Annotated in this window: 19 protein-coding genes; 1 reads left to right on the forward strand and 18 read right to left on the reverse strand. The window is 51.7% G+C overall.

Annotation, left to right across the window (positions count from 1 at the left end; translation table 11 throughout):
• Positions 1-123: 123 nt before the first annotated feature.
• A complete protein-coding gene (locus BCT27_RS25575; protein WP_198597498.1) occupies positions 124-468 on the reverse strand; it encodes a hypothetical protein in 345 nt (114 codons plus the stop codon).
• Positions 469-472: 4 nt separating this feature from the next.
• Between BCT27_RS25575 and BCT27_RS02175 the strand changes: the two genes are divergently transcribed.
• Positions 473-766, forward strand: coding sequence for a helix-turn-helix domain-containing protein (locus BCT27_RS02175; RefSeq protein ID WP_338417992.1), 294 nt, complete (start codon positions 473-475; stop codon positions 764-766).
• A 247-nt stretch (positions 767-1013) separates the two neighbouring features.
• Here the strand turns inward: BCT27_RS02175 and BCT27_RS02180 are convergent, their stop codons facing one another.
• The 17 genes from BCT27_RS02180 to BCT27_RS02255 form a co-directional block, all read right to left on the reverse strand.
• A complete protein-coding gene (locus BCT27_RS02180; RefSeq protein ID WP_198597494.1) occupies positions 1014-1937 on the reverse strand; it encodes a DNA-methyltransferase in 924 nt (307 codons plus the stop codon).
• 122 nt (positions 1938-2059) lie between these two features.
• Positions 2060-2296 (reverse strand): hypothetical protein, encoded by a 237-nt coding sequence (locus tag BCT27_RS02185; RefSeq protein WP_102394893.1) that lies wholly within the window; start codon positions 2294-2296, stop codon positions 2060-2062.
• A gap of 86 nt (positions 2297-2382) precedes the next feature.
• Positions 2383-2775 (reverse strand): hypothetical protein, encoded by a 393-nt coding sequence (locus BCT27_RS02190; protein WP_102394894.1) that lies wholly within the window; start codon positions 2773-2775, stop codon positions 2383-2385.
• 15 nt (positions 2776-2790) lie between these two features.
• A complete protein-coding gene (locus tag BCT27_RS25955; protein ID WP_277871995.1) occupies positions 2791-2925 on the reverse strand; it encodes a hypothetical protein in 135 nt (44 codons plus the stop codon).
• An 81-nt stretch (positions 2926-3006) separates the two neighbouring features.
• Positions 3007-3231, reverse strand: a complete 225-nt coding sequence (locus tag BCT27_RS02195; protein WP_102394895.1) for a hypothetical protein — start codon at positions 3229-3231, stop codon at positions 3007-3009.
• A gap of 80 nt (positions 3232-3311) precedes the next feature.
• Positions 3312-3938 (reverse strand): ParA family protein, encoded by a 627-nt coding sequence (locus BCT27_RS02200; RefSeq protein WP_102394896.1) that lies wholly within the window; start codon positions 3936-3938, stop codon positions 3312-3314.
• Positions 3939-4095: 157 nt separating this feature from the next.
• Positions 4096-4266 (reverse strand): hypothetical protein, encoded by a 171-nt coding sequence (locus tag BCT27_RS25445; protein WP_157939225.1) that lies wholly within the window; start codon positions 4264-4266, stop codon positions 4096-4098.
• A gap of 39 nt (positions 4267-4305) precedes the next feature.
• Entirely contained in the window at positions 4306-4440 is a 135-nt protein-coding gene (locus tag BCT27_RS25960; RefSeq protein ID WP_277871996.1) for a hypothetical protein, read from the reverse strand.
• Positions 4441-4453: 13 nt separating this feature from the next.
• Positions 4454-4681, reverse strand: a complete 228-nt coding sequence (locus BCT27_RS02205; protein ID WP_102394897.1) for a hypothetical protein — start codon at positions 4679-4681, stop codon at positions 4454-4456.
• A 309-nt stretch (positions 4682-4990) separates the two neighbouring features.
• A complete protein-coding gene (locus BCT27_RS02210) occupies positions 4991-5248 on the reverse strand; it encodes a hypothetical protein (RefSeq protein ID WP_102394898.1) in 258 nt (85 codons plus the stop codon).
• Positions 5249-5487: 239 nt separating this feature from the next.
• Entirely contained in the window at positions 5488-5892 is a 405-nt protein-coding gene (locus tag BCT27_RS02215) for a membrane lipoprotein lipid attachment site-containing protein (RefSeq protein WP_102394899.1), read from the reverse strand.
• Between the two features lie 14 nt (positions 5893-5906).
• Positions 5907-6332 carry an AcrIF11 family anti-CRISPR ADP-ribosyltransferase gene (locus BCT27_RS02220; protein ID WP_102394900.1) on the reverse strand — a complete coding sequence of 142 codons (426 nt, stop codon included), beginning with the start codon at positions 6330-6332 and terminating at the stop codon, positions 5907-5909.
• A gap of 281 nt (positions 6333-6613) precedes the next feature.
• Positions 6614-7243 (reverse strand): site-specific integrase, encoded by a 630-nt coding sequence (locus tag BCT27_RS02230; protein WP_102394902.1) that lies wholly within the window; start codon positions 7241-7243, stop codon positions 6614-6616.
• A gap of 794 nt (positions 7244-8037) precedes the next feature.
• A complete protein-coding gene (locus tag BCT27_RS02240; RefSeq protein WP_102394904.1) occupies positions 8038-8865 on the reverse strand; it encodes a hypothetical protein in 828 nt (275 codons plus the stop codon).
• 520 nt (positions 8866-9385) lie between these two features.
• A complete protein-coding gene (locus BCT27_RS02245) occupies positions 9386-10357 on the reverse strand; it encodes a contractile injection system protein, VgrG/Pvc8 family (RefSeq protein ID WP_102394905.1) in 972 nt (323 codons plus the stop codon).
• Between the two features lie 16 nt (positions 10358-10373).
• Positions 10374-10577 (reverse strand): tail protein X, encoded by a 204-nt coding sequence (locus BCT27_RS02250; RefSeq protein ID WP_102394906.1) that lies wholly within the window; start codon positions 10575-10577, stop codon positions 10374-10376.
• Positions 10574-11005 carry a phage tail protein gene (locus tag BCT27_RS02255; RefSeq protein ID WP_102394907.1) on the reverse strand — a complete coding sequence of 144 codons (432 nt, stop codon included), beginning with the start codon at positions 11003-11005 and terminating at the stop codon, positions 10574-10576. Before BCT27_RS02255 ends, BCT27_RS02250 begins: the two co-directional genes overlap by 4 nt.
• Between the last annotated feature and the right edge of the window lie 12 nt (positions 11006-11017).

Consider the following 11017-nt stretch of genomic DNA (forward strand, 5'->3'; position numbering starts at 1 on the left):
ACACTTAAATCCGAATACCCAAAATAGAATCAACAGGGGCAATTAATATCAGCATCAAACCTCATTTAAACGAAATAACCTAGACCACCAAGCCCAAAAGGCCCGCATGATGCTGGCCTTTTTTTATTGGGCGGTCACCCCTTCGATACGCTCGACCAGGCAGGCGATTAATATCAAGCCGGCCAGGGTTTCTTTCTTCACGTCATCCGTTGACAAATTCGCATCCTCTAACATTCGCAAAATGCATCGAACGCTATCGCATTTTGCAGCGATTAGCGCGCTTTTTTCGATATTTATCACGTTTAACCTTTCATGAAAAACGGGGCAACTCCCGAGGGCGGCGAATATACTGCGCTTGCGGGCAACATAAAACCCCACTCCCCAAAATGGTCTCATTCTTGCGTTAAACTCCCCGAAATAGTCCTTTTTTGGTGAACGGATGCTAAGAGAACCGATTATAGAAGTCATAAAAATGCGCCGAAAAGCGGCGGGCATGACACAAACGGCACTCGCAAAAAAAGCCGGGATGACGTTAAAGACCTACCAGCGAATAGAGCAAGGGGCCGACATGCGGCTCAGTTATTACCGCGCCGTCATTGAAGCGCTAGAACTTGCCGATCTCGACATTTCGCTCGACATGCTCGACGTGGACACCACCACCGCGCACGATGTGGCCGCCGCGGCGCGATTGCTCAGTGAAGAAAACCGCCGATTGCTCATTCAGATCATCATCAGCGAATGGCAGCGGCAGCAAGAAGAAATATAACAGGCGCACCCAAACCCGGTGCGGTTTAGGCGCTATATGTTAAATAGGCGCGTTGTGGCGCGGTTTTGAGGCGTTGGCGGTGATATGGGCAGCAAGGCCGAGAAAGTGCGGGCAAAATGGCGCACAGGGGGCTTAATGGCGGGTGAAAGTTTATGACAGTTTGGCGGGTATTTTGGCGGGCGTTTTGGGCCGATCAGTTTGATGACCATAAAACGACGAAACCGCCAAAAGTGGCGGTTTCTTGTTTTTATACTGCAGCGTCCATTTCATCTTTGGCCGTGGCCAATCGGTCACGGGCAACGCCGAAATATTCCGGGTCGCGCTCGATGCCAATAAAAGGGCGGGCGGTTTTTAGGGCCGCAACACCCGTTGACCCTGATCCCATCGTGAAATCGAGCACCGTATCGCCGGGGCGGCTGTAGGTCTCGATCAAGTCAACCAACAACGCAACAGGCTTTTGCGTTGGGTGCAGCCCGGTTAAATCGCGCTTGTATTGCAACACATTACTTTTAAACTTCTTGCCCGGTGCAAGGTTAAACGTTCGCGGCCAGCGGGCCTTAATTTCATCACGGAACGCCTGATCAATGCGTTTAATTTCGGCATAAGGCTTATCAAAGCGCCCGGTGGCCGCTTGTATGGTCTGCAGCTTGCTTTCTGACGGCACCGTAAATTGACGCCCATCCGTGAAATAGTGCCCCGCCGTCGAACCAAAGCGCTTGACCGCCTCTGCGCGCGTCAGCCCGGCCGCAATCAATTCACTATCAAACCACGGCTTTAACGGGTGCTCTCTAAAATCATCACTCCGCTTAAAATAAACCACCATGTCTTCGACGTAATTGGCGGGCACCTTGGACACCATAAACGGCGAGCCGAAATGCTCTTTAATCCAAACAAGGCGGTGCGAGAACGGCATCGAGCCGTGCCCGGATAAAATCAGCTTGCTCGTGAATGGCTCTTGACCAAACAATATCAATGCGCCATTAGGGCGAAGAATACGAAAGCATTCGAGAAACATGGCGGGCATGTCGATCACATCGTCCCAATCTGTTCTCATGCCTTTGATGCCCTTGATAGTGCCATAGGGCGGGTCGGTCAAAATCAAGTCCACACTGCCCGACGCAATGCCCTTCATTTCCTCTAGGCAATCGCCGCGGAAAATGGTGTATGTCATTACAATTTCCTCTACTACGTTGATGACGTGCCAATGAGACCACAAAGCGTGGTTAAATACATCACAGCGCAGATTTTAGGCACAAAAAAAGCGCCAGCGGCGCTTTCTTCTCTCTTTTCCCCTTAATTCGGCAACTGTGGCCACTTGCCACCGTTTCGCATGATGCGCTCAATCGAGGCGGCGGGGTTTTCTGGGTCATACAGCCCCCAATAACGTTTGGCGCGCTCGCCTTTGCCGTCGTGGCCAACATCCAAGCATTGGACAAACGCAAACGCCCGGCCATCGGCTTGGCTCGTGATGCACAGGCACTTTTCATGCTGCGCGTCATACACAAGGTTTGTATTCGTTTCTATTCTCATGATCCCTTTTCCTTATTCCCTGTCAGCCATCAGCACATCATAAAAAAACGGTGGGCGCGATACTGGTTAAAAAAACATGTCCACTTTTAGGACACATCAAAGATAGTGATTTGCTCATCGTCGGCTTGCTTGACGTCCAGTTGTTCGCCCGTGCGGTCGCGGTAAATCCCGGCGGCCGTGTGGCGGCCCACATTTGATAAGCGTAAAAACAAACTCAAATTGTGGCCGCGTTCGACGTCAATCAATCCGCGCGAGGCCATCGTGTGAACCCCTTTGCGAAAATTCGACGGGTCAATGGGAGCGGGCCGCGTGGTCGTGGCCATGTCCCTCACCCGCGCGGCGGGGATTAATCCCGTTTTGCCATTCACCTCAAGCAAGGCCAACAAAAACAGCACGTCTTTTTGTGTCTGTGATAATCGTTGCGCTTTCATTTTCTTAATCACCTCACGAGTGAATAAGGGCGAACGGTTTGCCACCATTAGCCCACCCTTTTGTTATGCGTTGGCTTGGCTCATGGCCGCGCGCAATTCTGACAACAACAAACGCAACTCAGACCCCGACAGCGGCCCCAAATGAATTGATTTACCCGCGGCGTGCGCTTTGATAAGATCGTTAACTAAATGGCTCATGTAGTACCCCTATGTGATGTTGTTTGAGCCGCCGATGGCCTGCAAAACTTTCGGCGGCTTTTTCTTGCCTTTATCTAAGCGCTACAATGCGCCGTCTCTCTCTAGCTTTTCTCTCACGGCTTCCAGAATGTAAGCCGAAAATGAAAGCCCCGTTCCGCCGCGATTTTTCAATGCGTCGTGACCGTCAAAATAACTCACAGGCACAGCGCTCAAAAGTTTAGGTTTGCTCGACTTGCCCGCGTTGTCTTTGTTTTCTTTTAATGGGGCCGCATCACCGACCTTGCCCAACTTATCCCAATCCGCCATAACCGCACCTATATTTAAAATGTATCCCTTAGATACTCTTTGAATATACATTATATATATAAAGCATATCTAATGTATATTTATTTCCCTAGTAGGGCATCAATTTCACCCTTAATGCCTCTCATATCCCTAGCCGCATCGCTGTACTTGGTGGCCCGACACTCGACAACACCAAGCCCCTTAGCTGCCGCCGTTGGGTAGCTTTTACGCATTGGCATAATCGTCTGCAAACGAGTGAGATGTTTAGCGTTATTAATAAAGGCTTCGGCGTCTTCAAATCGGCGGCGATTTGGGTGTACACGATTAAAGATGACGTGCGCCGTGATGTGCTTATCCATCTCTTTGCTGACCGTCGCCAAGACATCATCAAAACTACGCAAACCAATTAACTCGTTAATGTCGTCATTGGCAGGAACCAGAACAAGATCAGCAGCAGCAACAGCAACCCGGTTTAAATCAGAGTCAAACCCGCCACAGTCAACAAGCACTGTTTTTCCTTGTTCACTTTGTCGTAATTGCGCAATCAGTTCGCCCCGGTCTTTACAGGTCACCACGTTGAGCGGTACATCGCGCAACGTGTTGAGAATAACCAAGCTCTGGTGCAAGTCTTGATCGATGACGATGTCAGGATGAATCACGGCCGACAAGTTGAGAGAGAGCGTGGTTTTACCCACACCGCCTTTATTGTGCGCAACTGCAATAATCATGTTCTATATCCTTTGTTTGAGTGCATGTGTATATATTTAAACTATATCCACTCCATACGCAAGAAATATCCTTTATATATACAACATATATATAAAGGATATTGAGAGTACAAAAAAACCGCCAGCGTGGGCGGTCAGTCTTTGACAGGAAATTACATCAGCGGGGCGGGCTTGTCTCTTTCAATGTCTCCAGCGTGTAACACATCAACAGCGCCGCCAAATCATTCGTGGCGACAGTAGACACCCCGTCCTTGCTGTCGATAAGCGCCGCGCGGCTTAGGCGTTCAAACACGGCTTTCATTTCCTCGGTGTTTGTCATGATGGCCATACATTCCCCTTTGTGGGCACACGTGCCCACCTGTCAAATCTACTCTCTGACTAAAACAATGCCGTCTTCTGATGGCATAGCCCCTGTAATTACCGTTCCATCTTCGGTGCGAACCAAGCCAAATTCTTCGGCGTCTTGAATGGCTTGTCGTAGTGCTTCTAGTGCTTGTTCCATTGAAACATTCCCCTTAGTTTTCCTCGGCCTTCTTTTCGACCGAAATTTTGAGTGTGGTGAGGTCATAACCTCGCTTTTCTAATTCTTCCAAAAACGAGTCGTTCCAGACCTGACTGACAGGGCTAAACGTTTTTCCGCCAACCAGGTTAAACAACAACGCCCGATCACAACGTGGGATGCCTTCGCCGTAGGCAATGACATGATCATCGCAGCCATCGACGCGGCCGTACTGCAGCTTCATTTGCCCCGGCCTTGCCCGAGGCGTCCCATACCGTTTAGCCACTGAAAAAATTCCCCTTTAATTTTTATCTGGTTTTACCTAGCGCAACCAGTTCATCCACATATTTAGCCTTGGTTCTGCCGCAGCCACTACACCCCGGCGCGTCACAAACAACTGTTGAATAATCGCTAGTTGTGTAGTGATAGCCACTAAACGCCGAGTGATGACTTTTGTATTGCAAGACACGCCACTGACGATCTTTAAGCGGTTTCTTACGCTCACCACACTTACAATTAAAACTCGCGGCCATGGTCAAAAATTCCCCTTAGATTATCCCGCCGTTGAATGCACTTGATTTGGAAATTCGAGAAAGACGCCAAACGCAGCGCCCAATTCATCACAAGCCGTGCAAAACTCGCCAGAACCCTCATGTAAGCGATCGTGAACTTCATCAACCATCGTGACATCGAAAACACCAACGTCACGATCGCCATTAGCGTAGAACCCAAGGCGCTGACTCGGACACGCATCAAGTAACTTTTGCATGTCCTTAATCCAATTTTTCTCTTTTGCTGTTAGCTTTGCCATGGTCAAAAATTCCCCTAAGATTTCTTTTTAAATGATTTGCATGGGTAGCTGCCAATCGACGGAGTAGCTATCAAATACTTATTCTTAACATTGCACTTGCCGGTCTTAAACATTCTACGACCAGCTTTATCTTTATTGAAAAATGAATGAGCGCAGCCTTTACACTTGCCGTTGTACTCAAATTCATCGTTCGTATACATGTACTTATCTGGCTCAGTCACGCGAAAATTCCCCTTAGATTAATGCCTGTCGTTCAATAGTTCCGAGCCGTCAATATTCAGGTCGATTTCAGGAACAATGGTTTGAGGTTTGAAAACGATTCGATGGTGATAAACGCTCACATCAGTTCCCGTTAAATGTTCCGCGAAATAGGTGACGTTATCAGACAGCCCCAACTGGTGACGCTTGAAAGAGTTTGAGCCAGTTTTACAAGTGACTTGCACCTTGTGGCCGCTGTCTTCAATTGAACACTTGCCCTCAATCGTCAGCATGTAATCGCCAGTAATGCCGTTATAGAAAACAACACGACGGTCGATTTCAAACATGTCTGCGGCCTTGGATAGATTGCTTGAAGCAACTTGCGCGTCTCTGCTACATCCTGCTAAGGCAGCCAAAACCACTGCTGTAAAAACGATTTTTTTCATATTAAAAATTCCCCTTATTTAGTTTCAATTAAGTCAGCTTCGCGGCCTGACATTGGCACGATATACACCGTGCCTTGCTCGTCTTCGTCTTCACACGCATCAAAGCCCATCTTCTTTGCGCACTCGCCGCGTAGCGCTTGCAGTTTCCAAGATTTATCGGCATCGCAATCAAAGTCCCACTCGCTTTCAGACGCATCAAGCAAGCTCTCGGCTTGTTCTTCGTCGCAATCAAACAACGCGGCAATTTCAGACACAATCGCTTCGTCATACAACTTTGAAGCACTGATCACTTTGCTGTCGTCCAGTTCCAGCGAGTAAACAACGTGGCTACCCGATGCAGTCATCACGTAAACGTCAGCAGAGAAAAACAAGCAATCGCCAAACGTGCCAAAGCGCGTGATGGTTTCGATTTTCTGAGGGCTAGTGTGGAAAACTTTCATTGCGTGTCTCTCTAAACGTGATGTTGTGATAATGGAATTATTGTACATACATTAATTAACCATTTCAATTATTTTTTGTGTGTACTAAAATGAGCGCATGAAAACAGAGAAACGCCCGGTAGGGCGACCAAAAAAAGAAGTCACAGCAGATAAGCGCGTTGGCCTTCGAGTAAATAGCACGCAGCATCAAGCATGGGCTGAGGCTGCGATTCGTGACGGGTACGAAAAGGGAGGTGAACCCAATATAAGCGGCTGGTTGAAAGACCTAGCCGATCAGAAAGCTAAAACGCCATCTCAGCAATAGCGCCCATATCGACCGGGTCTGAATCCAATAGCCTGTAAGTGGTCGATAAATCTTTATTCCCCAGCATTAAATGAATTGTCGGCACGTCAACACCGTGCCGTTTCAATCTCACCGCAAACGTTCTACGCCCTGACAAGATTGACGGGCTTTCTATACCGCCATCGTTTAACAGCCTTTTAATGTGATTATTTAGCGCGTTACAGTGATAACTGTCATTCCCCCTTGCCGTCGTCCGTCTTTTGACATTAAACGCGTCTCCGTTGCTCCTAGTGAAGAATTGGCCGCTAGGGTCATGCCCTTGAAAGTAATCAGGGTGATCGCCGTCTTTCTTGCGCTTCTCGATGTAGCGTTTGACCAACGCTTTTAAATCCCCGTTCGACAGATAGAAATCCCGCTCAACATCGCCACGAACAGCAAAGCACCGAGCCAGTTCTCCCGACTTGGTGATCACGTCACCGACTTGAACCCGGCACAGTTCGAGCGTAGTCATGCCCGAACCCAAAAAGAAACCGAGCAGGCACAGATTAAGGTCAGCTTCTTTGGATTGGGCTGTGACTTTAAACAACCACTTTCTTTGTGAGTCTTCGATTAATGTCGGTAGGGCCATGTGTGCAGATTCCTTTTAAACACTCGAATACATAAACACTAGCAAAGGAATAAACGGGAATTGATGTTTTGAACTGGATTTAAAAAGGCTTTCGGGGAAAAAGAGAGCAAAGAGAGAAAAAGGGAAAAGACCAGGAGGGAACGGGGACACGGTTTGCGCGTGTGACGGCGTCACGCCTTGCTCGCAGGTAACGCCCGGTGCGGGCCGTGGTGCTCTTGATGGTCGCAGACCATATAAGCCGCATCAAGATAGGTGTTTATTGCATGGCGGTTGATAGCGGCGCGCCCAGCGTCATAAAAAAGGCCCTGATCACCCCCTTTGCTGTTAGGCCCCGCGAAGCGGTTTGCGTCCGTTGAGAGCCTGCGGTGTTGGTGAGCGCAATCTTGCGCCAGCGAGACGAGAAGGCCATCACCAGAGCACCACCACCGCAATGGCTTGGGGTTGTCGTGTCTTGTGTGTGGTGCGACGGGGCCCGTTAAATTGGCGGGCCAATGTTTGGGGGTTTATCTCGGTAATGGGTCCAATTTCATGGGAGGTAACTTTGTCGCGAAGCGACACTATTGTGTTTCTTTTACTATGGGAGAGTGTGCGCTTGCTGTAAAAAGTTTGCACGCCATTTACATGGGGATAAGTTTTGCGGCGGCGACAAAAGGGGGTGATACGCGCCCTGACATCGCCAAGAACACGCCCTTATTGTACCCCAAACCCCACGCCCAGGCCGTGATGTTGCGCCGTTTTACGGGGCGCTCAACGGGCTTTGACCGCAATTAAGCGGCATGGTCATTTGAGGTTATTTAATAGGGTATGTCGTCGGTTTTGTCGAAATGCGCTTGAATGGCCTCGCGCGTCATCCCTTGCTCTAGCAGGGCCAGCGTCTCGGCGGTGCGGTTGCTTTTCTGTGCGTCGGCCAGGGCCGCCACACGGCGGGCGGTGGCCGCCTCGGCGCGTTGGTTCACGCGTTTGACGCGGACCGTTTCGGCGGTGGTGCGGTAGCTGTCGAGCACAACGTCGGTCGGCGTCTTGGTCACTTTCTTGATGTCCTGGCGCTGTTTGGCGTTCGCGCGTTGCACGCTCGCCTCACGGCCCAATCCCAGCCAGTTAAACAGGCCCATGTTTAAACGCTTGATCGAGGCGCGGCCGCGGTGGCCTTCTTTCGTGCTTTCGCGCTGCTCAAAAGACAGGTATAGCCCGGCCTCTTTGATGGTCGCGATCACGTTGTCCACGGTGCGCGGGGCCATGCCCAGGCGGTCGGTGAACAAATCGTTTTCACAGCGTTGCAGCTTGCCCATCTTGTCGCGGGTCGCGACCAGGTTCGCGGCGAGATCGTAATGCACGATCGCCGTGGCCAACACTTTTATGCAATTTTGATAGTGATCGCCGCGCTGACATAAGCGGGTAATGAATTTTTTCGGGTCGGTGGCCGCGGCGCAGACATCGCGCGCGGCTTGCAACAACACGAACGGCAAGCGCGGACTGACAGGAAAACCAAGGAAATCAGAGATGTATTTTGCGTTGTCGGCCGCGTTTTTCTTGGCCCAGGTGCTCTTTTCGGCCGCGGTGTACTCGCGAAACTCGGGGGTAGCCGGCACCAGGGCGGGCACAGTTTGCGTCATATTGATCATAACGGTTGCATTTTAACCTTGTTTGGGCTTGCAGCAACCGAGTACAGGAAGTAAACTTAGCATTGAGTTTCCCGGTATTCTAAATTCTGCCGCCAAAACAGATTTAGAGGGTTGCTAAATATGGCTTCCTTTGTACCCGGTTCTGGACCCCGCCTTGTGCGGGGTTTTGCTTATCTAAGCCGGGGTAATTTGTCTTGTTTGCCCGCTGAGTCGCCAAACCACAGCCCACAAACCTCGTATTCTTGTCTTTCTCTTGCGTTGCTTTCGTCGTGTTGCCCTGCGCACAGTAACAACATTTCGCGGTAAGATTACCACACGATGCGGACACTCGCACCAAAAAAAAGATCACGGTGTCACGCTTTCACGATCACGGCGGCGCGTTTGCTGCTTTTTTGTCCGGCCTTGACCGGCGCACACGCGACCCCGCGCTGTCTACTCTAACGATCTCCACGTTGCAATTAAAGCGGGTGTGTTCAACTTTTGCACACCCGATACAGAAAAATCATGACCTTGGCCCGGTTTAGGTCGCCATCACGCAACTGGCCGACGTGGTGGCCGCCCGTCCTGGCTCCAACACATGATCGACACTTTCAACCAGCCAGCGCCCATTGGCGCTTTGTTTGTGGTTTTCCAGCACGACAAACCCCTCGGGCATGATGTCGAGCGTGAGCGGGCGCGTGATGGACAGCGAGCCATTGCCACGGCGAAGGCTCGCGAGCTTGGCCTCGGCGGCGCGCATGGCGGCCTCGGCGTCGGCGTGGTTTTTACGGATCACGAATTGCGGGTCGCCCGCGCCGGCGCGCTCGGCCACTTTCTCTTGGGCGGTCTCATCAAACCAATAGGCCACCACGGATTGGTAATCATGGCGCTCTGACAAGGTGACATGGCCGCTTGTGTTGTGCGGGTCGCTCACGGTCACCGTGGGCAAGGTTTTCCCGCTCACGGATTGGCCCGCGGCTTTGGGCACCACGACCACGCGCCCGGCGGCAATCTTAAACACGGCGTTATTGTCCGCCGCCAGGCGGGTTAATAAGTTCATGTCCGACTCGCCGCGCTGATCGATGTGCGCCAGGGACACCCCGGCCAGCGCTTGCGCCACCGCGGGTTGATACCCGTGACGCTCGGCAATCAGCGTCGCCAGCTCGCCCAGGGTGAGCGGATCATAACTGGCGTCGCGCGGGGCCTTGATGCCTTGCTTGATGTTGGCCGCCTTGGCTTTGATGGTGAGAATGTCCTCATTGAGCGGTTCGTCGATTTCATCCACGGTGTACGTGCCACGAAACGACAACGCGCCGGCGTAACCGAGGTAAATGTCCCACTCGGCCCCGGTGGGCGGCACCGCCACCGCGCCGCCGCGGTTGTCGAGTTCAATCTCGGCGGTGTCGCTTTCGACCCCGGCTTCGTCATGCAACGCCAAACGCAACAAGCGATCGGCAATTTTCGCGGTGATGTCTGCGCCGTTGGCCACGACTTTAAACACAACGTTTTTCATTGCGATTTCTCCTTGTTTAATCCCACAAAGACACCTGATTGTCACGCGGCGCGGGGCCGAGGTCCGGCAACAGGATCACCGTGCCCGGTGGCAAGATGGCGCCCACTTTGGCCAGGCCCGGATTGGCGGCGAGTACCGCCTCCATGGCCCCGGTGCGCGCGCCATAGTATTGGTGGCAGACCGCGTCGAGCATGTCGCCTTGATTGGTGCGGTATTTCATCCGGTCACCTCGTCGTCACCGTATTCACTGATCGTGATGCTGCCTTTGATTTCGAGCGCGATGCCGTTATCCAAAAAGGCGCTTTCGTCGATGTCGAGCTTTTCCATCACCCACAGGCCCAGATCTAGGCCCGCGGCGCTGGCTTGGCCATTGAGGCGTTTCAATGCACCGGCAATCAAGCGAAGCGGCTTGCCGGTGTCGCCCAGGGCGCGCAAGTTGCCGACCACGTCCAGGTCGCGCGCGCTTTGCGGATAAATGGCAATCGATAACGTTTTGGTGGTGCTGTCCGCGCCTTGAAATTGTTTGCCCGGCTTGCGGCCGTGGCGGTCATATTTGGCCCAGCGCCAGGCCATCGACGTTTTGAGGCTTTGGTATTGGGTGGTTGACACACTGAATTGAAACTCGCCGAGCGCCATCATTACAGACATACGCGTCACACA

The sequence above is a fragment of the Enterovibrio norvegicus genome (assembly GCF_002876705.1).
Classification (GTDB): Bacteria; Pseudomonadota; Gammaproteobacteria; order Enterobacterales; family Vibrionaceae; genus Enterovibrio; species Enterovibrio norvegicus_B.

Bases quoted from the DNA above. Each gene is read 5' to 3' on its own strand.
- BCT27_RS02185 (WP_102394893.1), bottom strand. From the start codon at position 2,296: ATGAGAATAGAAACGAATACAAACCTTGTGTATGACGCGCAGCATGAA.
- BCT27_RS25575 (WP_198597498.1), bottom strand. From the start codon at position 468: ATGACTTCTATAATCGGTTCTCTTAGCATCCGTTCACCAAAAAAGGAC.
- BCT27_RS02210 (WP_102394898.1), bottom strand. From the start codon at position 5,248: ATGGCAAAGCTAACAGCAAAAGAGAAAAATTGGATTAAGGACATGCAA.
- BCT27_RS02240 (WP_102394904.1), bottom strand. From the start codon at position 8,865: ATGATCAATATGACGCAAACTGTGCCCGCCCTGGTGCCGGCTACCCCC.
- BCT27_RS02205 (WP_102394897.1), bottom strand. From the start codon at position 4,681: ATGAAGCTGCAGTACGGCCGCGTCGATGGCTGCGATGATCATGTCATT.
- BCT27_RS02200 (WP_102394896.1), bottom strand. From the start codon at position 3,938: ATGATTATTGCAGTTGCGCACAATAAAGGCGGTGTGGGTAAAACCACG.
- BCT27_RS02180 (WP_198597494.1), bottom strand. From the start codon at position 1,937: ATGACATACACCATTTTCCGCGGCGATTGCCTAGAGGAAATGAAGGGC.
- BCT27_RS02255 (WP_102394907.1), bottom strand. From the start codon at position 11,005: ATGTCTGTAATGATGGCGCTCGGCGAGTTTCAATTCAGTGTGTCAACC.
- BCT27_RS02215 (WP_102394899.1), bottom strand. From the start codon at position 5,892: ATGAAAAAAATCGTTTTTACAGCAGTGGTTTTGGCTGCCTTAGCAGGA.
- BCT27_RS25955 (WP_277871995.1), bottom strand. From the start codon at position 2,925: ATGAGCCATTTAGTTAACGATCTTATCAAAGCGCACGCCGCGGGTAAA.
- BCT27_RS02230 (WP_102394902.1), bottom strand. From the start codon at position 7,243: ATGGCCCTACCGACATTAATCGAAGACTCACAAAGAAAGTGGTTGTTT.
- BCT27_RS02220 (WP_102394900.1), bottom strand. From the start codon at position 6,332: ATGAAAGTTTTCCACACTAGCCCTCAGAAAATCGAAACCATCACGCGC.
- BCT27_RS25960 (WP_277871996.1), bottom strand. From the start codon at position 4,440: ATGGAACAAGCACTAGAAGCACTACGACAAGCCATTCAAGACGCCGAA.
- BCT27_RS02250 (WP_102394906.1), bottom strand. From the start codon at position 10,577: ATGAAATACCGCACCAATCAAGGCGACATGCTCGACGCGGTCTGCCAC.
- BCT27_RS25445 (WP_157939225.1), bottom strand. From the start codon at position 4,266: ATGGCCATCATGACAAACACCGAGGAAATGAAAGCCGTGTTTGAACGC.
- BCT27_RS02195 (WP_102394895.1), bottom strand. From the start codon at position 3,231: ATGGCGGATTGGGATAAGTTGGGCAAGGTCGGTGATGCGGCCCCATTA.
- BCT27_RS02190 (WP_102394894.1), bottom strand. From the start codon at position 2,775: ATGGTGGCAAACCGTTCGCCCTTATTCACTCGTGAGGTGATTAAGAAA.
- BCT27_RS02175 (WP_338417992.1), top strand. From the start codon at position 473: ATGCGCCGAAAAGCGGCGGGCATGACACAAACGGCACTCGCAAAAAAA.
- BCT27_RS02245 (WP_102394905.1), bottom strand. From the start codon at position 10,357: ATGAAAAACGTTGTGTTTAAAGTCGTGGCCAACGGCGCAGACATCACC.